The 22,979-nt window shown below is 67.6% G+C and carries 23 protein-coding genes; 10 read left to right on the forward strand and 13 right to left on the reverse strand.

The annotated features are described in order from the left end of the window. Positions 1 to 132 precede the first annotated feature (132 nt). From AC1D2O_RS33170 to AC1D2O_RS33185, 4 genes are read left to right on the forward strand one after another with little or no spacing between them, the layout of a single operon-like run. Complete coding sequence (locus tag AC1D2O_RS33170; RefSeq protein ID WP_478091827.1) at positions 133 to 1,008, forward strand: branched-chain amino acid ABC transporter permease; 876 nt, start codon at positions 133 to 135, stop codon at positions 1,006 to 1,008. Then, a complete protein-coding gene (locus AC1D2O_RS33175; RefSeq protein WP_478158590.1) occupies positions 1,005 to 2,087 on the forward strand; it encodes a branched-chain amino acid ABC transporter permease in 1,083 nt (360 codons plus the stop codon). The genes AC1D2O_RS33170 and AC1D2O_RS33175 overlap by 4 nt, the downstream gene beginning before the upstream one ends. A gap of 14 nt (positions 2,088 to 2,101) precedes the next feature. Further along, positions 2,102 to 2,917 carry an ABC transporter ATP-binding protein gene (locus AC1D2O_RS33180; protein ID WP_478089638.1) on the forward strand — a complete coding sequence of 272 codons (816 nt, stop codon included), beginning with the start codon at positions 2,102 to 2,104 and terminating at the stop codon, positions 2,915 to 2,917. Continuing rightward, a complete protein-coding gene (locus AC1D2O_RS33185) occupies positions 2,910 to 3,614 on the forward strand; it encodes an ABC transporter ATP-binding protein (RefSeq protein WP_478089639.1) in 705 nt (234 codons plus the stop codon). Before AC1D2O_RS33180 ends, AC1D2O_RS33185 begins: the two co-directional genes overlap by 8 nt. On the opposite strand, the gene AC1D2O_RS33190 is transcribed toward AC1D2O_RS33185, so the two are convergent. The 4 genes from AC1D2O_RS33190 to AC1D2O_RS33205 all read right to left on the reverse strand — a co-directional run bounded on the left by AC1D2O_RS33190 (position 3,599) and on the right by AC1D2O_RS33205 (position 6,903). After that, positions 3,599 to 3,967: a non-heme iron oxygenase ferredoxin subunit gene (locus AC1D2O_RS33190; RefSeq protein WP_478089640.1), complete on the reverse strand. Its 369-nt coding sequence runs from the start codon at positions 3,965 to 3,967 to the stop codon at positions 3,599 to 3,601. The genes AC1D2O_RS33185 and AC1D2O_RS33190 overlap by 16 nt on opposite strands. 8 nt (positions 3,968 to 3,975) lie before the next feature. After that, on the reverse strand, positions 3,976 to 4,446 hold the full coding sequence (locus tag AC1D2O_RS33195) for an aromatic-ring-hydroxylating dioxygenase subunit beta (protein ID WP_478089641.1): 471 nt from the start codon (positions 4,444 to 4,446) through the stop codon (positions 3,976 to 3,978). 2 nt (positions 4,447 to 4,448) lie between these two features. Further along, positions 4,449 to 5,693 (reverse strand): aromatic ring-hydroxylating oxygenase subunit alpha, encoded by a 1,245-nt coding sequence (locus AC1D2O_RS33200; protein WP_478089642.1) that lies wholly within the window; start codon positions 5,691 to 5,693, stop codon positions 4,449 to 4,451. Positions 5,694 to 5,757: 64 nt separating this feature from the next. Next, complete coding sequence (locus tag AC1D2O_RS33205; protein ID WP_478158591.1) at positions 5,758 to 6,903, reverse strand: NAD(P)/FAD-dependent oxidoreductase; 1,146 nt, start codon at positions 6,901 to 6,903, stop codon at positions 5,758 to 5,760. Positions 6,904 to 7,018: 115 nt separating this feature from the next. Here AC1D2O_RS33205 and AC1D2O_RS33210 point away from each other — a divergent pair, with 115 nt between their 5' ends. The 3 genes from AC1D2O_RS33210 (at position 7,019) to AC1D2O_RS33220 (ending at position 9,590) form a co-directional block, all read left to right on the forward strand. Then, positions 7,019 to 7,936 (forward strand): LysR family transcriptional regulator, encoded by a 918-nt coding sequence (locus AC1D2O_RS33210; RefSeq protein WP_478158592.1) that lies wholly within the window; start codon positions 7,019 to 7,021, stop codon positions 7,934 to 7,936. An 89-nt stretch (positions 7,937 to 8,025) separates the two neighbouring features. Continuing rightward, a complete protein-coding gene (locus AC1D2O_RS33215; RefSeq protein WP_478158593.1) occupies positions 8,026 to 8,358 on the forward strand; it encodes a 2Fe-2S iron-sulfur cluster-binding protein in 333 nt (110 codons plus the stop codon). After that, positions 8,358 to 9,590, forward strand: a complete 1,233-nt coding sequence (locus tag AC1D2O_RS33220; RefSeq protein WP_478089646.1) for an NAD(P)/FAD-dependent oxidoreductase — start codon at positions 8,358 to 8,360, stop codon at positions 9,588 to 9,590. The genes AC1D2O_RS33215 and AC1D2O_RS33220 overlap by 1 nt, the downstream gene beginning before the upstream one ends. A gap of 46 nt (positions 9,591 to 9,636) precedes the next feature. On the opposite strand, the gene AC1D2O_RS33225 is transcribed toward AC1D2O_RS33220, so the two are convergent. The 3 genes from AC1D2O_RS33225 to AC1D2O_RS33235 all read right to left on the reverse strand — a co-directional run bounded on the left by AC1D2O_RS33225 (position 9,637) and on the right by AC1D2O_RS33235 (position 12,573). Beyond that, positions 9,637 to 10,671, reverse strand: coding sequence for an aromatic ring-hydroxylating dioxygenase subunit alpha (locus AC1D2O_RS33225; protein ID WP_478089647.1), 1,035 nt, complete (start codon positions 10,669 to 10,671; stop codon positions 9,637 to 9,639). 82 nt (positions 10,672 to 10,753) lie between these two features. Then, positions 10,754 to 11,509, reverse strand: coding sequence for an SDR family NAD(P)-dependent oxidoreductase (locus AC1D2O_RS33230; RefSeq protein ID WP_478089648.1), 756 nt, complete (start codon positions 11,507 to 11,509; stop codon positions 10,754 to 10,756). After that, the gene (locus tag AC1D2O_RS33235; protein WP_478089649.1) at positions 11,500 to 12,573 is read right to left on the reverse strand and encodes an oxamate carbamoyltransferase subunit AllG family protein; all 1,074 of its coding nucleotides are present in this window, start codon (positions 12,571 to 12,573) and stop codon (positions 11,500 to 11,502) included. Before AC1D2O_RS33235 ends, AC1D2O_RS33230 begins: the two co-directional genes overlap by 10 nt. Before the next feature lie 291 nt (positions 12,574 to 12,864). Here AC1D2O_RS33235 and AC1D2O_RS33240 point away from each other — a divergent pair, with 291 nt between their 5' ends. Further along, positions 12,865 to 14,016: an ABC transporter substrate-binding protein gene (locus AC1D2O_RS33240; RefSeq protein ID WP_478089650.1), complete on the forward strand. Its 1,152-nt coding sequence runs from the start codon at positions 12,865 to 12,867 to the stop codon at positions 14,014 to 14,016. A gap of 93 nt (positions 14,017 to 14,109) precedes the next feature. Here the strand turns inward: AC1D2O_RS33240 and AC1D2O_RS33245 are convergent, their stop codons facing one another. The 6 genes from AC1D2O_RS33245 to pxpB all read right to left on the reverse strand — a co-directional run bounded on the left by AC1D2O_RS33245 (position 14,110) and on the right by pxpB (position 21,351). Next, positions 14,110 to 15,363, reverse strand: a complete 1,254-nt coding sequence (locus AC1D2O_RS33245; protein WP_478089651.1) for a xanthine dehydrogenase family Fe-S subunit — start codon at positions 15,361 to 15,363, stop codon at positions 14,110 to 14,112. Beyond that, positions 15,360 to 16,181, reverse strand: a complete 822-nt coding sequence (locus tag AC1D2O_RS33250; RefSeq protein WP_478158594.1) for an FAD binding domain-containing protein — start codon at positions 16,179 to 16,181, stop codon at positions 15,360 to 15,362. The genes AC1D2O_RS33245 and AC1D2O_RS33250 overlap by 4 nt, the downstream gene beginning before the upstream one ends. Then, the gene (locus tag AC1D2O_RS33255; protein ID WP_478089802.1) at positions 16,178 to 18,559 is read right to left on the reverse strand and encodes a xanthine dehydrogenase family protein molybdopterin-binding subunit; all 2,382 of its coding nucleotides are present in this window, start codon (positions 18,557 to 18,559) and stop codon (positions 16,178 to 16,180) included. The genes AC1D2O_RS33250 and AC1D2O_RS33255 overlap by 4 nt, the downstream gene beginning before the upstream one ends. A 190-nt stretch (positions 18,560 to 18,749) precedes the next feature. Further along, complete coding sequence (locus tag AC1D2O_RS33260; RefSeq protein ID WP_478089801.1) at positions 18,750 to 19,517, reverse strand: GntR family transcriptional regulator; 768 nt, start codon at positions 19,515 to 19,517, stop codon at positions 18,750 to 18,752. Between the two features lie 77 nt (positions 19,518 to 19,594). Then, positions 19,595 to 20,629, reverse strand: coding sequence for a 5-oxoprolinase subunit C family protein (locus AC1D2O_RS33265; protein WP_478089800.1), 1,035 nt, complete (start codon positions 20,627 to 20,629; stop codon positions 19,595 to 19,597). Then, a complete protein-coding gene (gene pxpB / locus AC1D2O_RS33270; RefSeq protein WP_478158595.1) occupies positions 20,626 to 21,351 on the reverse strand; it encodes a 5-oxoprolinase subunit PxpB in 726 nt (241 codons plus the stop codon). Before pxpB ends, AC1D2O_RS33265 begins: the two co-directional genes overlap by 4 nt. Before the next feature lie 130 nt (positions 21,352 to 21,481). On the opposite strand from pxpB, the gene AC1D2O_RS33275 reads away from it, so the two are divergent. After that, entirely contained in the window at positions 21,482 to 22,258 is a 777-nt protein-coding gene (locus tag AC1D2O_RS33275) for a LamB/YcsF family protein (RefSeq protein ID WP_478158596.1), read from the forward strand. A gap of 58 nt (positions 22,259 to 22,316) precedes the next feature. Further along, positions 22,317 to 22,979, forward strand: coding sequence for an NADPH-dependent F420 reductase (gene npdG, locus AC1D2O_RS33280; protein WP_478089797.1), 663 nt, complete (start codon positions 22,317 to 22,319; stop codon positions 22,977 to 22,979).

Below are 22,979 nucleotides of genomic sequence, written 5' to 3' on the forward strand. Positions count from 1 at the left end.
CGGCTGTATCGCCGTATCGCGCCCGGGCCGACTGTCGGCTCGACGACGGCGCAGTCCGGGCGTGGCCCCGTGCGTCGTGGAATCAGCGCTTTCCGCGATCGTTTCGTTCTTCCAGCGCGTGCGAGAAACCAAGTGGACCAACTCATCCAGCACATAGCCAATGCGCTGATCCTCGGAGGCACCTATGCGCTCCTGGGGATCGGCCTCACCCTGATCCTCGGGATCATGAAAGTCGTCAACTTCACGCATGGCGAGCTCTATGCGTTCGGCGGCTTCATGGCCTACTACTTCGTGTCCAGCCTCGGATGGAATTTCTTCCTGGCGATGGGCATGGCCATCATGCTGGGCATCCTGCTCGGCGCGCTGATCGAGCGCATCTTCCTGCGCCGCATGCGCAGCGCCGACATCGACTCGACCATGGTGGTCATGATCGGGTGCTGGATCGCCATGCAGAACATCGCGCTGCTGGTCTGGGGCGGCGTCGCCAAGTCGGTGCCGACGCCCTTTCCGACCGAGCCGCTGGTCATCGGCCCGGTGTCGATCTCCTGGCTGCGCCTGTTCGTGCTGGGCGCAGCGCTGCTGCTCATTCTCGCCACCTATGTGCTGATCCACCGCAGCCCCCTGGGCAAGGCGATGCGCGCCACCTTCCAGGACCGGGACACCGCCTCGCTGATGGGCGTCAACATCAACGCCATCTACACCGCCACCTTTGCGCTCGGCTCGGGCCTGGCCGCCGCCGCCGGTGCGCTGCTCGGACCGGTCTTCGTGGTCACCACCACGATGGGCAACACCGCCGCCCTGAAGGCCTTCGCGATCGTCATCCTGGGCGGCCTCGGCAGCATCCAGGGCGCGGCGATCGGCGGCTTCATCCTGGCTTTCGCGGAAGAGCTGGGCTCGGGCTACGTCTCGTCGGGCTACCGGGATGCGATGGGCTTCATCCTCATCATCCTGGTGCTCATGTTCAAACCTACCGGCCTGTTCTACGTACGCGGGGAGCGCATCGGATGAAAAACCTCAGAACCAGCCTGCTGCTCGTGGCGCTGCTCAGCGTGCCCCTCTGGGTCACGGACCAGTACTACCTGCACATCGTCATCACGACCGGCATCTTCATCATCGGGGCGATGAGCCTCAACCTGCTGCTCGGCTACACCGGTCAGCTGAGCCTGGGCCACATCGCCTTCTTCGGCATCGGCGCCTACACGAGCGCGCTGACCTCGCTGGGCTTCGACATTCCGGTCTTCTGGGGCGACGGACGCATCGTCCACACCCCCTGGCATCCAGTCATCGGCGTCCTGCTGGGCACTTTCGTGGCCGGCGTCTGCGGCTACATCGTGGGCAAGCTGTCGTTCAAGATCCGTGGCGCCTATTTCGTGATCGTGACGATCAGCTTCGCCGAAGTGGTGCGGCTGGTGGCGCTGAACTGGGTCGACCTGACGCAGGGGCCGCTGGCATTGAGCAACATTCCGCCGCTCGGCTTCAACTTGCCGCTGGTGGGCGAGAACGTGTTCTGGAGCAAGCTGCCGAACTACTACCTGGTGCTGGCGCTGGCCGTGGTCGCCTACGTGCTGATCCGCCGCGTGGTTCATTCCCGCATGGGCAGGGCCATGATCGCGCTGCGCGAGAACGAGTCGCTGGCAACCTCGGTCGGCATCGACGTCACGCGCTACCTGGTGTTCGCCGCCGTGATGTCCGCAGCCCTGGCGGGCGCGGCAGGCAGCCTCTATGCGCACTACATCCGCATCATCGATCCGGACATCTTCCTGTTCATCTACACGGTGACGATGGTGATCATGGTGGTGACCGGCGGCAAGGGCACCCTGGCCGGACCGATCGTCGGCGGCGTCATCTTCGGCGTGCTGCCGGTCGGCCTGCGCGCGGTGGCCGCGCCGGAGGTGCAATGGGTGGTCTACGGCATCGTGATGGTGCTGATCGTGTTCTTCCTGCCGCGCGGCATCGTGCCGGCGGTGTGCGACTTCTGGGCCCGCAGGACCGGTGGCATCCAGCGCCACCAGCGCGCCACACCGGCAGCGCCGGCGCAGGCCTCGCCACCCGAGTCGGCGGCCAAACTGAACGGCGCAGCCGGCTGACCATGCAAGCAACCATGAACCCCCCGATCCGACCCGCCGCGCCGGCCACCTCGAGCGGCAGGAAGATCCTGTCGATCGACCATGTCGCCGTGCATTTCGGCGGCCTGGTGGCCATCTCCGACATGAGTTTCCACGTCAACGAAGGCGAGCTGGTCAGCCTGATCGGCCCCAACGGCGCCGGCAAGACCACCGCCTTCAACGTGGTGACCGGCTTCCTGCGCCCGACCAAGGGCGAGGTGCACTTCCGCGACGTCGCGCTGCACAGGCTCAAGCCGCACGAAGTGGCCGGTGTGGGCCTGGTGCGCACCTTCCAGAAGACCAGCCTGTTCACCACCAACACGGTGTTCGAGAACGTGCTGACCGGATTGCACCGCCACGGCAACGCCTCCGCCTGGTCCACGCTGCTGGCGCTGCCGGGCATGCGCCGCGAGGAGGCCCGGCTGCGCGAAGCCGTCTGGGAGACGCTCGACTTCGTCGGCATCGCGCACCGGGCCAACGAACTCGGCGGCTCGCTGCCCTACGGCGAACAGCGCCTGCTGGGCGTGGCCGTGGCATTGGCGGCCAACCCGACGCTGCTGCTGCTCGACGAGCCGGCCGCCGGCATGAACCCCTCGGAGACCGGAGACTTCATGGCGCTGCTGGCCCGGATCCGCCAGCGCGGCATCTCGATCCTGCTGGTGGAACACGACATGCCGCTCGTGATGGGGGTCTCCGACCGCATCGTGGTGCTCAACTACGGCAAGATCATCGCCGACGGGTCGCCCGCGGAGATCCAGGCCAATCCGGAAGTCATTCGCGCCTACCTCGGCCAGGGGATCAAGCATGCTTGAGATCGACAACATCGTCTGCCGCTACGGCAAGGTCGACGCCATCAAGGGCGTCTCGCTGAAGGTCCGCAAGGGCGAACTGGTGACGGTCATCGGCGCCAACGGTGCCGGCAAGTCGTCCACCCTGAAAGCCATCTCGGGTCTGCTGCCGCCGGCCAGCGGCACCATTCGATTCGAAGGCGTGGACATCACGCGGGCCACGCCGCAGCGCATCCTGTCGATGGGCATCGCCCACTGCCCGGAAGGCCGACGCGTCTTTCCGCAGATGACCATCCAGGAGAACCTCGAGATGGGCGCCTACCGCCGCAAGGACAAGTCGGGCATCACGGCCGACATGGCGCGCATGTTCGACAACTTTCCGAAGCTCGCCGAACGGCGCTACCAGATGGCCGGCACGCTGTCCGGTGGCGAGCAGCAGATGCTCGCCATCGGCCGCGCGCTGATGTCCCGGCCCAAGCTCGTGATGTTCGACGAGCCGTCGCTGGGCCTGGCGCCGAACATCGTCGAGAAGACCTTCGAAATCATCCAGAAGGTGCGCGCCGATGGCGCCACGGTGCTGATGGTCGAGCAGAACGCCTATGCCGCATTGGACATGTGCGACCGCGCCTACCTGTACGAGTCAGGCTCGTTGGCGCTGGAGGGGACGGGCAAGGACATGATCCACGACCCCCACGTGCGCAAGGCCTACCTGGGGGGCTGATCCGGGACCGGACATCCATCCGGCGGCGCAATGAGCACGAAGATGTCCTTGCCGATGATCTTCACGGGGAACACCGCGATCGCCTCGGTCGCGGGACGGCAGAGGGCCTGGCCGGTCCGGATGTCGAAGCGCGCCTGGTGCAGCGGGCACTCGATCTCGCAACCATCGAGATAGCCTTCGGAGAGATGGGCACGCTCGTGCGAACAGATGTCTTGCGTGGCGTGCACCTCGCCATCGATCCTGTAGAGGGCAATCGGGCGACCGCCCGCGTGGACGCCCTTCACCTCGCCCTCCGCCACCTGGTCGACGCCGGCGGCGCGCTCCCAGCCTCGCCCTGCTTGTTGCTCGTCCATGGCGGGCCTCAGATCGGGTAGACGATCGAATTCGGAACCAGCTCGCTGTCGAAGACGCAGATGCGCTCCTTGAACTTCAGCCGGCCCTCCTCGCTGACGATGGTGTCGATGTAGCGCCCGGTGTTGAAGACCTCCGAGAAGGCGTCGAGCTTGGTGCGCAGCACGACGTAGTTGGCTTCGGCGTGGATCACGCCATCCTCGCTGCCGAGGATCCTCGGAGCGCCCACGACGTGGCGCTGCATGTAGGGCGCGTGGTAGATGGTCTCGTTCATCCCGTAGACGCGGTCCTTCAGCATGGCCTTGCTTTCGAGCGCCAGCGCCGACATCTTCAGGCCGGCGTCGAAGTTCTCACGCGAGACGATGCGGTACATGCATTCGTCGGTGAAGAAATCGGGCCACTCCTGGTACTGGGTGTCGTCCACGCAGCGGACGTAGTCGGTGTAGAGGTCCTGCACCGCGAATCGGGTCGTCGCATCCATCTTCAGATCTCCATCACTTTGCGGTAGTACTCGTACATGCCCCGGATCAAGGTCTCCGAGATATGAGTGTCGGTGTCGGCGACCTCGCGCCCGCCCAGTTCGCACAGCGACTCCGCCTCTGCGTTCTGCGATACGCCCTCCTCCACCAGCCCGATGATTTCGCTGTCGTCCACCGAGACGAAGCCGGCCGGTCCGAACAGGTTGGCCTGGCGCAGCCGGCGCTGCGTCATCTCCGGCGAGTCGTCGGCGAAGCCCAGGTGGGTCCAGATGTAGTCGAAACTGCGCGGGCCGCGCGGAATCACCTGGCGCACGGCGACCGAGTTGATCTGCTGCTGCATGATCACGCTCGGGAAGATGCTCTGGATGACTGCGGTCGGGCCGTTCCACCACGGCTCGGTCTCGACATCGAGGAAGCGGCCGTCGTTGAGCGCCATGTTCTCGCGATAGCTGCTGACGCCGGAGGTCGCCTCGCCCTTGCCGCCTTCATTTCGCACGGTGACCATGGCCGAGTGGCGATGCTGGTCGTCCATGACATTGGCGGATTCATTGTCGGCGCGCCACAGGCCGTAGTTGACGAACCAGGTGTGCAGCAGCCCCGGGTGGTAGCAGTCCTTGAGGTTCTCGTGGATCAGCTTCCAGTTGCCCGGCACGCGCTGGCGGTTGTAGCCCAGGACCTTCAATTCGCGGCCGTCGAACACGCGGTCGAAGTACTTGAGCATGGTGGGGCCCAGGAACTCCTCGAAGCTCGGCACCTCCGGATGGAAGCTCGCGAAGACCACGCCGTGGCGCACCGCGACCTGGAGCCTGGTCAGGCCATGGTTTTCACGCTTGAAATCGGCGGGCATCCCGCCTTTGCCCTTGAGGCCGCGCATGAAGGGCACGCCGAGCAGGTTTCCCTTCAGGTCGTAGCTCCACTGGTGGTAGGGACAGATGAAGTCCTTGCGGTTGCCCGTGTGCGCCTGGCAGAACTGTGCCCCGCGGTGGGCACAGCGGTTCTCGACCACGTTGACGCTGCCGTCCTCGTCCCTCACGACGATCACCGAGCGTTCGCCGATCCAGCTGCGCTTGTAGTCACCCGGGCGCGGGATCTCGGACGTGAGCGCCACGTAGTTCCAGTGCGGGCCATTGAAGATCCGCTCCTGCTCGCGGCGGTAGATCTCCGGGTCGGTGTAGAGCCAGAACGGCATGCGCGACGAGCCGGGCCGGTGCCAGTGGCGTACGAAGGAAATGGGTTGAGGACTGTTCATCGTCTGCTCCTTGGAATGTGTCGGCGCCTCGCGGCACCGCATGGGTCAACGGGGGCTGCGGAACTCAGGCCAGCCACATCGGCATCGTCTGCGCCAGCGCGCCGGCGCTCTCGGTGCGGGCACCGTTGAGCGCGAAGCCGCGCAACTGTCCGGCTTCGTCGCGAAACAGCGACTGCACGCCGCTGGCATCGGACTCGGTGTGCCACTCGCCCGACACGTCGATCGGCGGCGGGCACACCACGGACGGACAGGCCGGCGTCTTGACCACCACCGGCATCGCCGCATAGCGCACCGTTGCGGCCTCGCCTGCCAGGTTGGCGGCAACCACCTTGGCGGCCGGTCCGATGGGCGCGATGTAGGGCAGCCACAGGCCATCCACCTGCGCGCAGTCGCCCAGCGCGTAGACATGCGAATCGCTGGTGTGCAGGCCGGCATCGACGCTGATGCCGTGCGCCACCGCGAGCCCGGCCGCACGCGCCAGCGCGGTGCGCGGGCGCAGGCCGATGGCGGACAGCACGAGGTCGGCGTCGAAGGCATCGCCGTTGGTGCACAGGATGCGCACGCCCTTGCCCTTCGCCTCGATGCGTTCGACGCCGGTGCCGAGATGCCAGTCCACGCCGGCTCGCTGAAGCGCCTCGTGCATGCAGCGGGCGTTTGCATCCGGAAGCAGGCGGTGGAGCGGCAGGCCGGCGATATCGATCACCTTGACCGCGAAGCCCGCATGCACCAGGTCATTGGCGAACTCGCAGCCGATCAGGCCGGCGCCGAGGATGGCGACCACCTTGCGGCCTCCTGCCGCCGCGCGAAAGCGCCGGTAGTCGCAGAGGTCGTTGACGCTGAGCACATGCGCCAGCGACTCCGCATCCAACGCAAGGCGCATCGGTTCGGCGCCCAGGGCCAGGACCAGGCGGTCGTAGCCGAGCCGGCCCCTGGAGGTTTGAAGCAGGCGGGCGGCCAGGTCCAGCTGCGTCACCCGCGTGTCGCGCCATACCTCGCCCTCGATCTGCGCGGCCATGGCCTCGGCGCTGCGCGAACTCAGCGCCGCCACGGGCGCGCCGAGACGAAAGGCTTCGGACAGCGTGGGCTTGGAATAGAAGTGGCCGTCGTCCGCCGTGACCACGACCAGGCGGGCCGTCTTGTCGCGCTTGCGGACTTCGCGCGCCACCGAGTAACCGGCCAGCCCGCTCCCGACGATGACGATGGACTGCATGCGACCTCCTCCAGGCACGGCCTTGATGTCTTGCGCGTCGGCCGGCACCGCCGCGCTGTCCTTGTCAAAAATGTAGGCGGCCGCATACCATACGTAAATCGCACGAGGTCGATTCATGGTATTCAAGAAAATAGATATTGCCGATCTCGACCTGAAGCTGCTGGTGGCCTTCGAAGCGGTGCTGATACAGCGCAGCGTCACGGCCGCGGCGGACCGCATCGGCCTCAGCCAGCCGGCCATGAGCACCTGCCTGGGCAAGCTGCGCAAGGTGCTGAACGACCCGCTGTTCGTGCGCACATCGCGCGGCATGGAGCCGACGCCCTTCGCCATGGAACTGGCAGAGCCGATCCGCCACGCCTTGCATCTGATCCGCCAGACCCTGAACCACGACAAGCATTTCGACGCCGCCACGTCGACTCGCACGTTCCGGATCATCATGACCGACATCGGCGAACGGGTCTTCCTGCCGGGGCTGCTGCAGCGGCTCAGCGAGGTCGCGCCGGGTGTCAACCTGCACACGGTGCAGCTCCCCATGAAGGAGATGCGCGAGGCGCTGGAATCGGGCGAGATGGACCTGGCGGTCGGCTTCATTCCCGACCTGGCCGCCGGCTACTACCAGCAGCGGCTGTACAACCGCTCCTATGTCTGCGTGACCCGCAGCGACCATCCGGTCATCGGCCGCAAGCTGAGCCTCAAGCAATACCTGGCGGCATCGCACGCCATCGTGTCGGCGCCCGGCACCGGCCATGACGTGGTGGAGCGGGTGCTGAGCGAGAAGGGCTACACACGCAGGGTGGCGCTTCACGTCACCCACTTCCTGGCCATCCCGCTGATCGTGGCCAACACCGACCTGGTCGTGACGATCCCGACCATGCTGGCCGAGTCCTATCTGCCGACCAGCAACATCAAGCTGCTGACCCCGCCGCTGAAGATGCCGGTCTACGCCATCAAGCAGTATTGGCACGAGCGTTTCCACGAAGACCCGGCCAACCGCTGGCTGCGCGAGCTGTTCAGCGATTTGTTCACGGACTGACGAGGCGCGCTCCCTGGCCTCCGCCGCATCATGGTGTTAAGATTCTATTAATAGAACCTTTACATCGGACTGCGAACGAAGGAGTACGCATGGTCAGCATCACCTACATCGAACCGTCAGGCCAGGCGCTGACACTGGAACTGTCCGAGGGCTGGAGCCTCATGCAGGGCGCGGTGGCCCACGGGGTCGACGGCATCATCGGCGAATGTGGCGGCTCCTGCGTCTGCGCCACCTGCCATTGCTACGTGGACATGGATCGCCTGACGCAGCTGGCGCCGCCGAGCGAAGAGGAAGGCGAGCTGCTGGCATGCGCGGCCGCCGAGCGCAAGGCCAACAGCCGGCTGGCATGCCAGATCAAGGCCAGCCCCGCGCTGGAGGGCCTGGTCGTGACGATCGCCCCCTTGCAGGGCCTCGGCGTGTGATGAAGCACATCGTGATCGTCGGCGCTGGCCAGGCCGGGCTCCAGGCCGCCGAGACGCTGCGCGCCGGCGGCTTCGATGCGCCGATCACCCTGCTGGGCGACGAGGCGCACCTGCCCTACCACCGCCCTCCGCTCTCCAAGGCCTGGCTGGCAGGCAGCCTGGGCGCGGACCAGTTGGCGATGCGCACCGAGGCGGCGCTGGAGCGCAAGAAGATCGCCGTGCGAACCGGTGCCAAGGTCGTCGCCATCGATACGGCGGGACGGTCCGTCGCCCTGGCCGACGGTAGCCGCCTCGGCTATTCGGGCCTGCTGCTGGCCACTGGCGCCACGCCGCGGACCCTGCCCTGCGCCGCGGCGGCGACCGACGCCGTGCGCGTGCTGCGCTCGCGCGACGATGCCGACGCGATTTCGGCACGCCTGTCGCATTGTGCGCAGCGCGGCCTTGCGCTGATCGTGGTCGGTGGCGGCTTCATCGGCCTCGAAGTCGCCGCGACCGCGCGCGCGCTCGGCGTGGCCGTGACCATCCTCGAAGCCGCGCCGCGCCTGCTCGAACGGGTGCTCGCCCGGCCCCTCTCCGACTGGTATTTACGGCTGCACCTGAGCCATGGCGCGCGGGTGGTGCTGGATGCGCGCATCGGCGGCATCGAGGCCGCGGCCGACGACACGGTCGAAGTGCGCCTCGCCGACGGGCGCATCTTTCCCGCCGGGCTGGTCCTGATCGGCATCGGCGTCGACGCCAACGATACCCTGGCGCGCGACGCCGGCATCGAGTGCGCTTCGGGCATCGTCGTCGATGCCCATGGCCGCACCTCGGCGCCGGGCGTCACGGCAGCAGGCGACTGCACGATCCGGCGACTCGACGATGGCGAGCTGCTGCGTCTCGAGTCGGTGCAGAACGCGGTCGAGCAAGGCCGCGCCGCCGCCTCCACCTTGCTGGGGCTGGATCGCCCCTTCGCGGGTACGCCCTGGTTCTGGTCGGACCAGCACGGCAGGAAGCTGCAGATCGCGGGCCTCTCGGGCGGCGCCGACGGCTGGACCGTGCGCGGCGACATGCAGGGCCACGGCTTCTCGGTCTTCCACTACCGCGACGCGCGCCTGATCGCGGTGGATTCGATCGACGCCGCACGCGATCACCTGGTCGCGCGCAAGCTGCTTGCGGCCGGCGCCTCGCCGACCCCTGCGCAGGCGGCCGACCTCGCGCTCGACCTCGCGACGCTGATCGCCGGCGCCTGACAGGCGCTACGCGAAAAGGGCCTTCGATCTCGAAGGCCCTGCGGCCTCAGCGATCGGCCCCGGCCGTCTCGCGCTCGATCAGGCGGTCCACCATGCGCCGCATCTTGCGCGGCGCTGCATCGATGCCCAGCACGATGCGCTTGTAGTCGGCGTTGCGCTCTTCCTCGCACTGAATCCGCTCGAGAATGACCTTGTCCTCCTGGAAGGCCTTGTCCAGGTCGGCCGTGAGTTCGGCGTCGATGTCCTGTTCGTCGATGCGGAAGTTGCGCACATGAAACCAATGCTGCAGCACGGTCCGTTCGTCCACCGGGGTGAGCACGTGACAGGCATGCATCTGGATGCCTTCGTGGCGATCGCCGGCGTCGGGGATGGTGCCGCTGACGCAGGAGCCCATGTCGATCGCGAAGAAGCAAGGTGCCGTGTAGTTGTAGTAGTGCCAGCGGTCGACCGCACCGCTGAGCTTCCCGTACTTGGCGAACAAGGGGATCGCCTGCGCCCCGCGGATCCAGCGCCAGACGGTGATGGCATCGTCGCCGTACTCGTTGTTCACCGGAACCGTCGCGCCCGCGGGCGTGCCCAGCGTGGTGGTGTGCACGAAGGTCACGTGCGCCGGGTCCAGCAGGTTGTCGCACAGGCTCAGGTAGTTGCACTCGATGCGCAGCGTCTGGCCCTGCACCGCATGCCATCCTTCGGCGCCGTACTCGTCGAGCTGGAAGATCTTCGCCGTGTCGGCGGCGGCGGGGTCGCCCATCCAGACCCAGACCAGGCCGTACTTCACTTCGAGCGGATAGGCCGCGACCGTCGCATTGGCGGGGATGATCTCCTGCCCGGGGATGCGCACGCACTTGCCGGCACAGTCGAAGGTCATGCCGTGGTAGCCGCATTCGACGGTGTCGCCCTTGAGCTTGCCGAGCGACAATGGCGCGAGCCGGTGCGGGCAGGCGTCCTGCAGCGCGACGATGCGGCCGTCCTCGCGGCGGAACAGAACGAGCGGCTGTTCCAGCACCACGTGGCGCGACAGTTCCCTGCCGATCCGGTCGGCCCACACCACGGGGTACCAAGCGTCCTTGACGTATTTCACTTTGTCTCCTTTCGGTTGTTGCAAGAATCGATCGGGCTGCCGCGCTCTGCGGCGCGCGCGGGCGGCAGGCCGATGCCAGGGGTCAGTGGTAGTAGGCGCCGCCGTCCACGACCAGCGTCTGTCCGGTGATGAACGCCGAGTGCGGGCCTGCGAAGAAGCCCACCGCGCCCACCACGTCGCCTGGCAGCATGTCGCGCTTCAGCGCACGGTTCTGTACCGAGAAGCCCGCCACGGTGCTGGCAAGTTCCGGATTTCTGTGCACGCCGTCGCTGAGCGTGAAGCCCGGCGCCACGCTGTTGACCAGCACGCCATGCGGACCGAGTTCGCTCGCCAGGGTACGGGTCATCGAGACGATCGCGCCCTTGGACGCCACGTAGTGCAGCATGCCCGGGTTGCCCTTGAAGGCGACGCCCGACGAGATGTTGATGATGCGGCCACTGCCCTGGGCCTTGAAGGCCGGCAAGGCGGCGCGGCAGCAGAGGAACTGCCCGATCACGTTGACGTCCAGCATCTTGCGCCAGTCGGCCACGGTCAGTTGCTCGAAGGGCTTCAATTGCAGCGTGGAGTAGATGGCGGCGTTGTTCACCAGGATGTCCGCGCGCCCGAAAGCCTCCAGCGCCGTCGCGACCATGCGCGCGGTGTCGTCCTCGCTCGACACGTCGGCATCCACGGCGGTCGCCCGGGCGCCGCCTTGCCGCAGCTTGTCCGCCGCGGCCTTGCCGCCGGCCAGGTCGGCGATGACGATCGAGGCGCCGCGCTGCGCCAGCGCCTCGCAGATCGCATAGCCGATGCCCATCGCGCCGCCTGTGACGATCGCAACCTTGTCTGCTAGATCCATTCGTGTTCTCCTTGTTGAAACAATGTGATCGGCGGGCAATAGACGCCCCTGCCGATGGGCCCGGGACCGCCCGCCCGGTCGAGGATCGCGAGATGAACCATCGGCGCCGTACGGCTCGCACGGATGCGATCGAGATCGACAAGTCCCGAGGCCGGGTCGACGATGCGCATGCGCCGCGTCAACGCATCGGCGGGCAGCACGGCGGCCCACTCCTCGCGCAGCGCCGGTGCGTGCTGCAAGGCCTGGCCGCCGAAGCCGCAGGCGTCGACCAGGGCGCTGTCGCCGATGGCGCCCAGCGCCTGCGCGGCCAGCTCAGGCCGAAAGTACTTGCCGAGCGGTGGCGTGGCCGCTGCGACTCTCCAGGCGGTCTCGCCGCGCGGGCGCCATCCGAACTCGATGCCGTTGCCGCCTATCGCGGCGATCCGACCGCCCTCCACCTGGATCTTCCAGGCGCTCCAGGCCATCCAGATGCCGAGCACGAAGCCCGGGTTGGCCAGCAGCAGCGCCTTCGCCGCGGGGCTGAGCCCGGTCAGCGCGTTGACGAAGAGCACGTTGCCGGCCGAGGTCAGGGCGTGGCAATCGTCGCCGAGCTCCAGCGCGGCGCGCATCAGGGCTTGCGGGTCGGGCAACTGCGCGAGCAAGGGATTGATGGCCGCGGCGATCTGCCCGCAGCCCTCACGGGCGCGCTCAACGCAGCCCGGGTCGCTCGACCCGAAGCGCAGCGCGGGCGGCACGCCCTCGCTGACCGGCGCGTAGCCGCGATGCCCCTCGTCGCCGACTTCGAAGCACCACATCGAAGGCGCCAGCACCTGGGCCAGCGGCGCGGCAATGCCGAAGTCCTGCGCCGGGCGCAGCGCGATGCGCCGCGCGCCGATCATCTCTCGCGCCTCGGCCGGGTCGCCGGCCAGGCCGCCGATCACCGCCGCCTGCGCCGCCGCCGCCGCGACGGCCCCGGGCGGCGCGCCGCGATAGGGCGGCCCGGCATGGAACAGGGTCCGGGCTGGAAGCTGCGGCAGCGCCTCTTCGAGGCGAACCAGCCGGATCAGTCGCGCGAGCCGCTTCATGGGTTGGCGAGCCGGTCCGAACAGCCGGACCCTGCGAGCGCGTGCGCAAGTCTTTCCGGCCGGACAGGTCCGCCAAGGTGCTCGTCCAGATGCATCGCCGTTCTCCGATTGGATTTAACGTTCTATTTATAGCACGATAGAACTCTATGCGAGCAGTAAAAACCATGACCCCGCTGCCGGACCATTGGTATTTAAATATAGTCATCCTATTGTTAGGCCAATAGGGTGACTAGCTCGGGATGCGCCGGCACTCCGTCGGTGCGCCAAGCGAGGACAACAGGAGACGACGAGATGAGAAAGACACTGACAAGAATCGCACTGGCTGCGGCCGTTGCGTGCCTGGGGGCGACCGCCGCGGCCCAGGACGTCATCAAGATCGGGGTCAACCAGCCCCTCACGGGCGTGGTCGCGGCATCGGGCAACTATGTGACCACCGGCGCGAAGATCGCCGCCGACGAAATCAACGCCGGCGGCGGGATCAACGGCAAGAAGATCGAACTGGTGATCGAGGACAACAAGAGCAATCCGACCGAGGCCGCCAACGCCGCCGAGAAGCTCATCGTGCGCGACAAGGTGCCGGTGATGATGGGCGCATGGAGCTCCACCTACACGCTGGCCGTGATGCCCAAGCTGATGGAGTACAAGGTGCCGATGGTGGTCGAGACCTCGAGCGCCGACAAGATCACGACCTCGGGCAATCCCTACGTGTTCCGCATCAGCCCCACGAACGGGATGGAAGCCGTCAATTTCGCCCGCTTCGTCGCGCCGCTGAACATCAAGAAGGTCGACTTCCTGGTCGTCAACAACGACTGGGGCCTGGGTGCGGCCTCCGAGTTCGGCAAGATGCTCAAGGAGAAGGGCGTCACGGTGAACCGCACGCTGCACATGGACGCCTCGGCGCAAGACATGTCGGCGCAGCTCTCGACCATCAAGGGCACCGACAGCGAGACGCTGTTCATCACCACCGGCCCCGAGCAGATGACGCTGCTGCTCAAGCAGGCCCAGGCACTCGGTCTCAAGCGACAGGTCGTCACCACCGGCGGCACGGTTCCGGACCAGCTGATCGAGCAGGCCGGCGTCGCCGCCAACGACTCGCTGCACGACGCGATGTTCGCCCCGTGGTTCCCGGAGACCGCGCCGAACCCGGCGGCCGCGAAGCGCTTCGTGACCGAGTGGGCGAAACGCGGCGTGCCGGCCGCGGGCATGCCCGAAGGGGCCAGAGGCTACGACGCCATCCACACCATCGCAGCGGCGATCGCCAAGGCCGGCAGTGCCGACTCCGAGAAGATCCGGGCCGCGCTTTGGGATGTGAAGGTCAATGGCCTCACGGGCAACATCTCGTTCAACAAGGTGGGACCGAGCGGCAAGGAAAGCGGCCAGAGCCCGGCGACCACCCACCTCGTGAAGATCGAGAACGGGAAGATCATTCTGGTCAGCAAGTAGGTGGCTTGAAAACGCGGCGACCGGGAGCGCCGGCACCGCGATTCGGGTGATCGGCGATCACCCGCCTCCGCCCGCGTCACGCGGGCGGATGTCCTATCCGCGGCCGAAGAGCGAGCGGAAGAAGCCGAGGATGCGGTCGCGCAGCACCGAGAACACCAGCGCACCTGCATTCAGCTCGGCGGCGGGCTGCGGCAATGCCGCACCGCGGCCGGCGCCGCTGCCGTCATGGCTCAGACGTGCACGCAGGTTCTCGGCAAAGGCATCGGTCATGCGCTTGGCGATGTCCTTGACGATGCTGGAGCGGCTGAACTGCGCGAGCGACCCCGTCAACGCGAAGCCCACCTGCACGTCGACGCGGGTCGCGGCGCCATCCTTTTCCTCGAAGAGGTCGTAGCGGATCTCGCCGCGCGTGGCCGAGCTGGACTTGGTGTCGCGGGCGCTGCCGAAGATGGTGCCGCTGAAGTTGGCGGGATCGCGCTCCACATCGGCCGCGCCCTCGAAGTCGGCCACGATCGGGCCCACCTTGATGCGCAGCTTCGGCTCGACATGGGTGTCGGTCGGCGGCGCCAGCAGCGATGCGCCGGGCAGGCAGGTGGTCACGTCGGCCAGGCGGCCGAAGAAATCCCAGACCTTGTCACGCGGGAAGTCGACGCTGAAGCTCTGGTTCAGCGTGGTCATCGGCTTGCTGCTGTCGACCGCCGGACGGACCGCAGCGGCCTTGCCGGCTGGCGCCGGATCGGGCGCCCTGGCGACCGGCACGGCCCTGGCCGCCGCAGCGGTGCCCCCGCTGCCCGTGCTGCCCGCCGCCATCGGCGGCGCATGGCCCGAACCGACCGGGCCCAGCGTCTCGCGCGCGCTGACCGCGGCGATGATCCCGGCCGCCTTGCGTTCCGCGATGACGCTCTGCACGGCGCGCACGATGCCGACATAGCCGGTGCAGCGGCAGAGGTTGCCGCTCATCGCATAGCGGATGTCCTGCTCGGTGGCGTCGGGCATGCGCAGCACCACGTCATGGGCCGAGGCCAGCATGCCGGGCGTGCAGTAGCCGCACTGCAGCGCATGTTCGCGCGAGAAGGCCGCGCGCAGGGCACGCATCACGACATCGTCGTCCATGCCTTCGATGGTCGTGATGCTGGCGCCGTCGCAGGCCACCGCCAGCGTGATGCAGGAGCGCGCCGGCACGCCGTCGATCATCAGCGTGCAGGCGCCGCAGACGCCATGCTCGCAGCCCAGGTGGGTGCCGGTCAGGTCCAGCGAATCGCGCAGGAAATCGGCGAGTTGGGTGCGCGGTTCGACGGCCGTCGCGCAGACGGCCTTTCCATTGACGGTCAGCTGAATCGTTTTCATGGCTGTTCGGCCCGGTCGACGGCGCGCTTCAACGCGGCGAGGTGAATCTGGTTGTCCAATGCATCGGCATGGCCGGCATCGGTCAGGAGCTTGCGGGCGGCATCGACGTCGAGACGGCGGCCGTCGGGAAACAGGGGCCGCGCATCGCGCATCACGATCGGCCTCGATTCGGTCGCGCCGAGCACCACGCGGCACACGGCGCGTTCCGGATCGTGCAGCACCACACCGATCGCATGGGCGAACTCCCCGGTCTTGCGGCACAGCTTGTGATAGCCCCAGCGCGCACTGCGCGACAGGCGCGGGATGCGCACCGCTTCCAGCATCTCGCCCGGGCCGAGGTCGACCTCGAAGACGCTGGTCATGAAGGCGTCGATCTGCATGCGGCGCTGGCCCGAAGGCCCGGCGATGAGCACTTCGGCGCCGATGGCGGCCAGGCTGGAGATCCAGTCGGCCGAGGGATCGGCATGCACCAGGCTCCCGCCCAGCGTGCCGCGGTTGCGCACCGCGCGATAGGCGATGCCGCGCGCCACACGCGACAGCGCCCCTCCGGTCACGTCGGGCACGCGGCCGTCCTCGATGTCGGCATGCGTCACGCAGGCGCCGACGACGATCGCGTCGTCGCCGACCTCGACCCGCTTGAGTTCGGGGATGCCGGTGATGTCGACCAGCAGGTCGGGCTGGACCAGCCGCAGGTTGAGCATCGGGCCGAGCGACTGGCTGCCGGCAACGATCTTCACGACGATGTCGTCGCGCTGTATCAATCGAACCACCTCGGCGAGGCTCGCGGGACGTTCGTAGTCGAAACGGGATGGCTTCACACCACCTCCGCCACGGGCATGGTCACCGGCGCCGAGGCGCTGCGCTCGCGCTTCAATGCGGCTTCGGCGATGGCTTCGAGCACGCGGCGCGGTGTCACCGGCGACACGTAGATCTCGGCGCCGAGCGGGCGCAGTGCGTCGTTGACCGCATTGCCGATCGCCGCCGGCGGCGGAATGGCGCCGCTTTCGCCGACGCCCTTGACGCCGAATTCCGTGTAGGGCGAGAGCGTTTCCATGTGGAACAGGCGCGGCTCGGGCACTTCGGTCGGCCCCGGCAGCAGGTAGTCGGCAAAGGTCGATGCCAGCGGCTGGCCCGAAGCATCGAAGGGCATTTCCTCGTACAGCGCGGTGCCGATGCCCTGCGCCGTGCCGCCGTAGATCTGGCCGTCGACCACCATCGGATTGACCAGCTTGCCGCCGTCTTCCACGATCACGTAGTCGAGGATCTCGACGTCGCCCGTTTCGGGGTCGACCGCCACCAGGGCCGCATGGGCGCCATAGCCGAAGGTGCCCGAGTCGCGTTGCGGCTTGTAGCCCTCGGTGACTTCCAGGCCGCCGCCATTGACTTCCGGCGGCAGGTCCTGCGGGCGGCGGAACCAGACATGGGCGACCTCGCCGATGGTCACGCTGCGCTCCGGCCCCGCCACGATGCCGTCGCGCACCGTCACCTTGTCGACCTCGGTGCCGAGCATGAAGGCGCCGATCAGCGCCACCCGCTTGGCCAGCGTCTGACAGGCGCGCGAGACGGCGCCGCCCGACATCACCATGCAGCGCGAGCCCCAGGTGCCGGTGGAATACGGCGTGAAGGCGGTGTCGCCGTGGATCAGCTTCACCTTCGAGACATCGATGCCGAGGATCTCGTGGGCCACCTGCGCCAGGGTTGTTTCCAGGCTCTGGCCGTGCGAGTGGGCGCCGATGCGCAGTTCGAGGCCGCCGTCCGGCGTCAGCCGCACGGTCGCCTGTTCATAGCCCGGCACCATCGGGATGCCCCAGCCCGCATACACGGAGGTGCCGTGCGCCGCCTGTTCGCAGTAGATCGCCAGGCCGACACCGATCAGCCGGCCGTCGGCTTCGCCGCGCTGCTGGCGCTTGCGCACCGCCGGAATGTCCATCGCCTCGATGGCCTGGCGCAGCGCGGCCGGATAGTCGCCGCTGTCGAAGTGCTTCTTGGTGATGTTGTCGAAGGGCATCTGCTCCGGCCGCACCAGCGATTGCAGCCGTACCTCGTGGGGCTCGATGCCGCATTCGTGCGCCACGGCATCGAGGATCAGTTCCATCGCGAAGCACACGCCGGTGCGCGCCACGCCGCGGTACGGCAGGATCGGACACTTGTTGGTGGCCACCGAATAGGTCTTGCAGCGATAGCCCGGGAAGTCGTACGGGCCCGGCAGGATGCTCGCGACCTGGGCCGCCTCCAGGCAGGCCGAGAACGGGTAGGACGAATAGGCGCCGGAGTCGACGGTGGCTTCGCAGTCGATCCCCAGCAGGCGTCCTCCGCGGTCGGCATAGGCGGTGATGCGGTAGTGGTGCTCGCGGCAGTTGGCACCGGCCGTCAGGTGCTCGCGCCGATCTTCGATCCAGCGCACGGGATGTCCGCGGTGGATGGCCAGCCAGGCCAGCGCCACCTCTTCGGTCAGCAGGATGCCCTTGTAGCCGAAGCCGCCGCCGACGTCGGGCGAGATCACGCGAACCTGGCCCTCGTCCAGCCCCAGGCATTCGGCCAGGCCGGTGCGAACGATGTGCGGGATCTGGGTCGATGTGTAGACCACCAGTTGCTCGAGCCGGCTGTCCCAGTGGGCCACCACGCCGCGCCCTTCCATCGGCGACATCGCCTGGCGCGACGTCCTCAGCTCGCGCGTGACCTGGATCGGCGCGTCGAGCACCTGCTCGATGCCGACGCTGACGTTGGCCTCGAGGAAGACATTGTCGGACCACGCCTCATGCAGACGGGCGGACTCCGGCTCGCGGCCGAGCAGCATGTCGTGCACCGCCGGCATTTCGTCCAGGTCGAGCCGGACCGCGGCTGCGATGTCCTCCGCCTCGGCGCGCGTGCGCGCCACGCACATCGCCACGGTTTCGCCCACATGCCGGACCTTGCCCTGGGCCAGTACCGGCTGTTCCGAAATCTTGAAGCCCGGCAGGCCCGAGACGGCCCGCACCGGCTTGACCGAGCCCAGGTGCGCCACCGTGTACACGCGGTCCTCGAATTCCGGCGGGACCTCGATGCCGACGATGCGGGCATGCGCCAGCGGGCTTCGCACGAAGGCCACATCCTGCATGCCGGCCAGGCGGATGTCCGCCACGAACTGCCCGCGTCCGCGCATCAAGCGGTCGTCCTCCTTGCGAAGAACCCGGGCCCCAACACCTTGACCTGCCATGGACTTGCTCCTCCAGCCACTGGCTGCGCCGTCGTCGTCCGCAACGCTCATTTGGCGAACGACCCGACGGAGCAACCGAAGATGAAACGATGGCGACGAGACTTTCGCCGCTTGGTCAGCCTAACATACTATTCATAGTATGTTGATCATTTCACGTGTCCTGACAGTAGGGAAATCCAGAATGGGCAGTTCAGGCGGCCTTGCGCGCGATGGCCGCCGGGGCGTCGTTCTCGAAGAAGTCGATCGACATCTTCACGCAGTCGGCGCGGTAGGTGATGTCGGCCACGTAAATCGCGGTGTCGGTGTCGTCGCGCACCACCCAGCGCACCTCCGCCGTCGGCGCGCTCAGCGAGACCTGCAGCAGTTCGGCGATCTCCGGGTCGGCGGTGCCGATCACCAGCGTCTGGTGCGCATGCCGGATCTTCAGGTTCATGGCGGCCAGGATCGGCAGCGCCGTGTGCTTCAGGAATTTCTCGCGCCGGCGATCGAAGACGGGCTTGGCGATGTGCAGGTTGGCGACGGCGTAGGGAATGTTGTCCTTCAGCTGGACGCTGCGCAGGAACACGTACTTGTCGGCCAGCACGCCTTCGCCCTCGCGCAGCCGGGGCGCAGCCGGCGGCGTGTCGACCTTGATGAACTGCGGCACGTTGTCCTTGATCGATGCGAGCACCGAGTCCCACGAGGTCTCGAGCGTGAGCCAGCGCTTGTCGTTGACCGTGGCGTTGACGAAGGTGCCGCGCCCCTGCTGGCGGGTGACCAGACCCTCGCGCTCCAGCAGGTCGACTGCTTGCCGGACGGTCACGCGCGCGACCTGGAACTCCTCCTCGAGCTCCTCCAGCGTCGCGATCTTTTCGCTGGGCTGCCAGTCGCCGGTTTCGATGCGGCGCCGCAAGGCGGCGGCGACCTGGATATAGGCGGGTATCTTTCCGCGTCGATCGGAACTATGTATTGTTGGCATTTCTACGATCCCGTCATACTGACTATAGGTCCACAGAATAATACATGGACGTGCCCCCGCCGGCGCTGCGGCCGGGCTCAATCTGTAGCACTGGCGACACCACTGATCAGGCTCTGCGTATACAGCGACGCGACATCGATCGCCGCCGCGGCATCCACCGTGCGCAGTGTCGCCAGGCTGCGGTCAAGCGCGGCCTCCTGCGCACGGCGCAGGCCTTCGGCCTCGCTCACACTCACGGCCGAGAAGCGCAGCGCGCGCCCCGGCCGGCGCCGCCCGAGCACCGGGATGTCGGCGGAGATCACGGTGGCGATCTTGGGATAGCCACCGGTGGTCTGCGCATCCGCCATCAGTACGATGGGCAGTCCCGAGCCCGGCACCTGGATCGAGCCGCAGACGATACCGTCCGAGACGATGTTGTAGCCCTTGGCGTGTGCGAGCGGCGGGCCGTCGAGGCGGAAGCCCATGCGGTCCGACTGCGCCGAAACCACATACTCGCCGGCCAGGAAGCGCGCCAGCTCGGCCTCGGCGAAGAAGTCGGCCTGCGGTCCCAGCACCACGCGGATCGTCTGATCGAGCGCCAGGTCGAAGCGCTGGGCCAGCATCTTCTCGGCCCGCGGCGCCGCACTTCCCGGCCGCAGCGGCAGGCGGTCGCCGCGCTGCAGCGCCCGGCCGCCGAAACCGCCGAGGCGCGCCCGCACGTAGGTGGCGGCACTGCCCAGGCACAGCGGCAGTTCGAAGCCGCCCTCGACGGCCAGATAGGCACAGCCGGCGTCGCCCAGATGCGCGACGCGAAAGCGGTCGCCGCGCAACAGCCGCGCGCTGCGGCCGGCCGCGATGCTTCGCGCGTGGGGGCCGCTCACCTCGATCACGCCGTCGCAGCCGGCCAGCGCGACCCGCACCGCATCCGCCGCCACCTCGAAGCCGGGCCCCTGCAGGATCATCTCCAATGCGGGCGTGCCGGGCGCATTGCCGACCAGCGCGTTCGCCAGCCGCAGGCCGATGCGGTCGAGCGGGCCGGACACCGGAACGCCGGCGTCCTGGAAGCCGCGGCGGCCGCCGTCCTGCACCGTCGTGTGGATACCTGGCGTGACCACCTCGAGTGCCGCACTCATGACGCCATGCCTTCGCAAGCGAGTTGGTAGCTGCCGTCGACGCTGGCTTGGCGGATCTGCTCGAAGCGCGCGCCATCGACAGGTTCGAAGCGAAGCTTGTCGCCGGGGCAGAACAGCGCGGGGCGCGGCCGCAACGGGTCGAAGATCCGAACCGGCGTGCTGCCGATCAGGTGCCAGCCGCCGGGGCTTTCCAGCGGGTAGATCGCTGTCATGGTCGAAGCGATGGCGATCGAGCCCGCCGGGACGCGGATGCGCGGATCGGCGCGGCGCGGCAGAACCAGCGCCTCGGGCAGGTCGCCCATGTAGGGATAGCCCGGCACGAAGCCGATCATGTAGACGTGGAAGAGCGTCTCGGTGTGCAGGCGCACCACCTCGGCCACGCAGAGGCCGGTGCGCAGCGCCACGTCCTCCAGGTCCGGCGCATGGGCGCCTTCGTAGCAAGCCGGCACCCGCCACAGCCGCCCTCCCGTATCGGCGCCCGTCGTGTCGTCCTCCAGCAGCGCGACGAGCCCGCGCTCGAGGCTCTCCCGGTCGGTGCGCAAGGGGTCGTAGTGGACCATCAGCGAGCGATAGGTCGGCACCGTTTCGACCACGCCCGGCAGCTGCGTAGCGCGCAGCCTTGCCGCCAGCCGCAGCACGCGGTCGCTCAGCGCCCGGTCGATGCGCTCGCCGAACTCGACCACCAGCGCGGTATCGCCCGCACAGAGAAATCGCACATCCATTCCTGCTCCTTGTCTTTGTCGCCGAGCGACAATCGAATTGGTATTGTCTTTCTATCTTTGGTACCATATACTAACTCGGACCGGCAGCAGACCTCAACCGGAATCCCACGCAAGGACCAAGGAACAGCAAATGGCACTCTCGATCAATCTCAATGCGGACATGGGTGAAGGATTCGGCGCGTACGACATCGGCAACGATGACGCCATCCTCAAGATCATTCGCTCGGCCAACATCGCCTGCGGCTTCCATGCCGGCGACCCGATCACCATGCGCCGCGTGGTCGAGCACGCCAAGGCCGAAGGCGTCAGCATCGGCGCGCATCCGGGCTTCAACGACCTCTGGGGCTTCGGCCGCCGCCGCATCGACATGCGGGCGGACGAACTGGAGAACATGATCGCCTACCAGATCGGCGCGCTGCAGGCGATGGCCGCCTTTTGCGGCGAGAAGGTGACGCACGTGAAGCCGCACGGCGCGCTGAACAACATGGCCGCCGAGAACGCCGACTACGCACTGGCCATCGGCCGTGCGATCAAGGCCGTCGACCGGGACCTGATCTACGTCGCGTTGTCGGGCTCCGAGATGGAGAAGGCGGCGCAGAAGCTGGAACTGCGCCTGGCGCGCGAGGGCTTCTGCGACCGCCAGTACGAGGACGATGGCAACCTGACCTCGCGCAAGATCCCCGGCGCCGTGATCAAGGACCCGGCCATCGCGACGCAGCAGGTGGTGCACATGGTGCTCGAGGGCGAGATCGTCTCGCGCAACGGCAAGCGCATCAAGCGCCGGGTCGACTCGCTGTGCGTGCATGGCGACGAGCCGACCGCGCTGGCCCTGTCGGCCGCGGTCCGCGCCGGCCTCGAGGCCGCCGGCGTCAAGGTGGTTCCACTCACCGAGATGAAGCTGGACTGACCCCCGACGCTGCTTCATATCCTCCCAGCCTCCCCTGCACTCCCCAAGGAATCAAGCCATGCAAACTCGCCCCACCCTCGCCATCATCGGTGGCACCGGTGCCCTCGGATCCGGCATGGCCAAGCGCTGGGCCGCGGCCGGCTATCCGGTCATCGTCGGCTCGCGTTCGGCAGAGAAGGCGCAGGAAGCGGCGCTGAAGATAGAAAACGGCAACGGCGCGCCGCCCGTGCGCGGCGACAGCAATACCGGTGCCGCGGCAGCCGCCGACATCGTGATCCTGGCGATCCCGTTCTCCAACCACGACGCGACGCTCGACGAACTCAAGGATGTGGTGGGCGGCAAGATCGTGGTCGACGCCGTGGTGCCGCTGGTGCCGCCGAAGGTCGCGCAGGTGCAGCTGCCGCGCGAGGGCTCGGCCGGCCAGATCGCGCAGCAGCGCATCGGCGAAACCGCCCGCGTGGTCTCGGCTTTCCAGAACGTCGGCGCCGCCAAGCTGCAGGGCGGAGGGCCGATCGCCTGCGACGTGCTGGTCTGCGGCAACGACAAGGAAGCGCGCGAGGCCGTGATCGAGCTGGCGGTGGCCGCGGGCATGCGCGGCATCGATGCCGGCCCGATCGCCAACGCCGCCGCCGCCGAGGCGCTGACTTCGATCCTGATCGGCATCAACAAACGCTACAAGGTGGATTGCGCAGGCATCCAGATCACCGGCATTCCCGCCTAG

The organism is Variovorax sp. P1_G12, from assembly GCF_056405555.1.

What these genes read in the sequence shown, in the direction of transcription:
- AC1D2O_RS33230 (WP_478089648.1), bottom strand. Translation starts at nt 11,509, where the DNA reads ATGGATCTAGCAGACAAGGTTGCGATCGTCACAGGCGGCGCGATGGGC.
- AC1D2O_RS33185 (WP_478089639.1), top strand. Translation starts at nt 2,910, where the DNA reads ATGCTTGAGATCGACAACATCGTCTGCCGCTACGGCAAGGTCGACGCC.
- AC1D2O_RS33235 (WP_478089649.1), bottom strand. Translation starts at nt 12,573, where the DNA reads ATGAAGCGGCTCGCGCGACTGATCCGGCTGGTTCGCCTCGAAGAGGCG.
- AC1D2O_RS33245 (WP_478089651.1), bottom strand. Translation starts at nt 15,363, where the DNA reads ATGAAAACGATTCAGCTGACCGTCAATGGAAAGGCCGTCTGCGCGACG.
- pxpB (WP_478158595.1), bottom strand. Translation starts at nt 21,351, where the DNA reads ATGGATGTGCGATTTCTCTGTGCGGGCGATACCGCGCTGGTGGTCGAG.
- AC1D2O_RS33265 (WP_478089800.1), bottom strand. Translation starts at nt 20,629, where the DNA reads ATGAGTGCGGCACTCGAGGTGGTCACGCCAGGTATCCACACGACGGTG.
- npdG (WP_478089797.1), top strand. Translation starts at nt 22,317, where the DNA reads ATGCAAACTCGCCCCACCCTCGCCATCATCGGTGGCACCGGTGCCCTC.
- AC1D2O_RS33180 (WP_478089638.1), top strand. Translation starts at nt 2,102, where the DNA reads ATGAACCCCCCGATCCGACCCGCCGCGCCGGCCACCTCGAGCGGCAGG.
- AC1D2O_RS33240 (WP_478089650.1), top strand. Translation starts at nt 12,865, where the DNA reads ATGAGAAAGACACTGACAAGAATCGCACTGGCTGCGGCCGTTGCGTGC.
- AC1D2O_RS33205 (WP_478158591.1), bottom strand. Translation starts at nt 6,903, where the DNA reads ATGCAGTCCATCGTCATCGTCGGGAGCGGGCTGGCCGGTTACTCGGTG.
- AC1D2O_RS33200 (WP_478089642.1), bottom strand. Translation starts at nt 5,693, where the DNA reads ATGAACAGTCCTCAACCCATTTCCTTCGTACGCCACTGGCACCGGCCC.
- AC1D2O_RS33190 (WP_478089640.1), bottom strand. Translation starts at nt 3,967, where the DNA reads ATGGACGAGCAACAAGCAGGGCGAGGCTGGGAGCGCGCCGCCGGCGTC.
- AC1D2O_RS33275 (WP_478158596.1), top strand. Translation starts at nt 21,482, where the DNA reads ATGGCACTCTCGATCAATCTCAATGCGGACATGGGTGAAGGATTCGGC.
- AC1D2O_RS33195 (WP_478089641.1), bottom strand. Translation starts at nt 4,446, where the DNA reads ATGGATGCGACGACCCGATTCGCGGTGCAGGACCTCTACACCGACTAC.
- AC1D2O_RS33255 (WP_478089802.1), bottom strand. Translation starts at nt 18,559, where the DNA reads ATGGCAGGTCAAGGTGTTGGGGCCCGGGTTCTTCGCAAGGAGGACGAC.
- AC1D2O_RS33260 (WP_478089801.1), bottom strand. Translation starts at nt 19,517, where the DNA reads ATGCCAACAATACATAGTTCCGATCGACGCGGAAAGATACCCGCCTAT.
- AC1D2O_RS33220 (WP_478089646.1), top strand. Translation starts at nt 8,358, where the DNA reads ATGAAGCACATCGTGATCGTCGGCGCTGGCCAGGCCGGGCTCCAGGCC.
- AC1D2O_RS33210 (WP_478158592.1), top strand. Translation starts at nt 7,019, where the DNA reads ATGGTATTCAAGAAAATAGATATTGCCGATCTCGACCTGAAGCTGCTG.
- AC1D2O_RS33215 (WP_478158593.1), top strand. Translation starts at nt 8,026, where the DNA reads ATGGTCAGCATCACCTACATCGAACCGTCAGGCCAGGCGCTGACACTG.
- AC1D2O_RS33175 (WP_478158590.1), top strand. Translation starts at nt 1,005, where the DNA reads ATGAAAAACCTCAGAACCAGCCTGCTGCTCGTGGCGCTGCTCAGCGTG.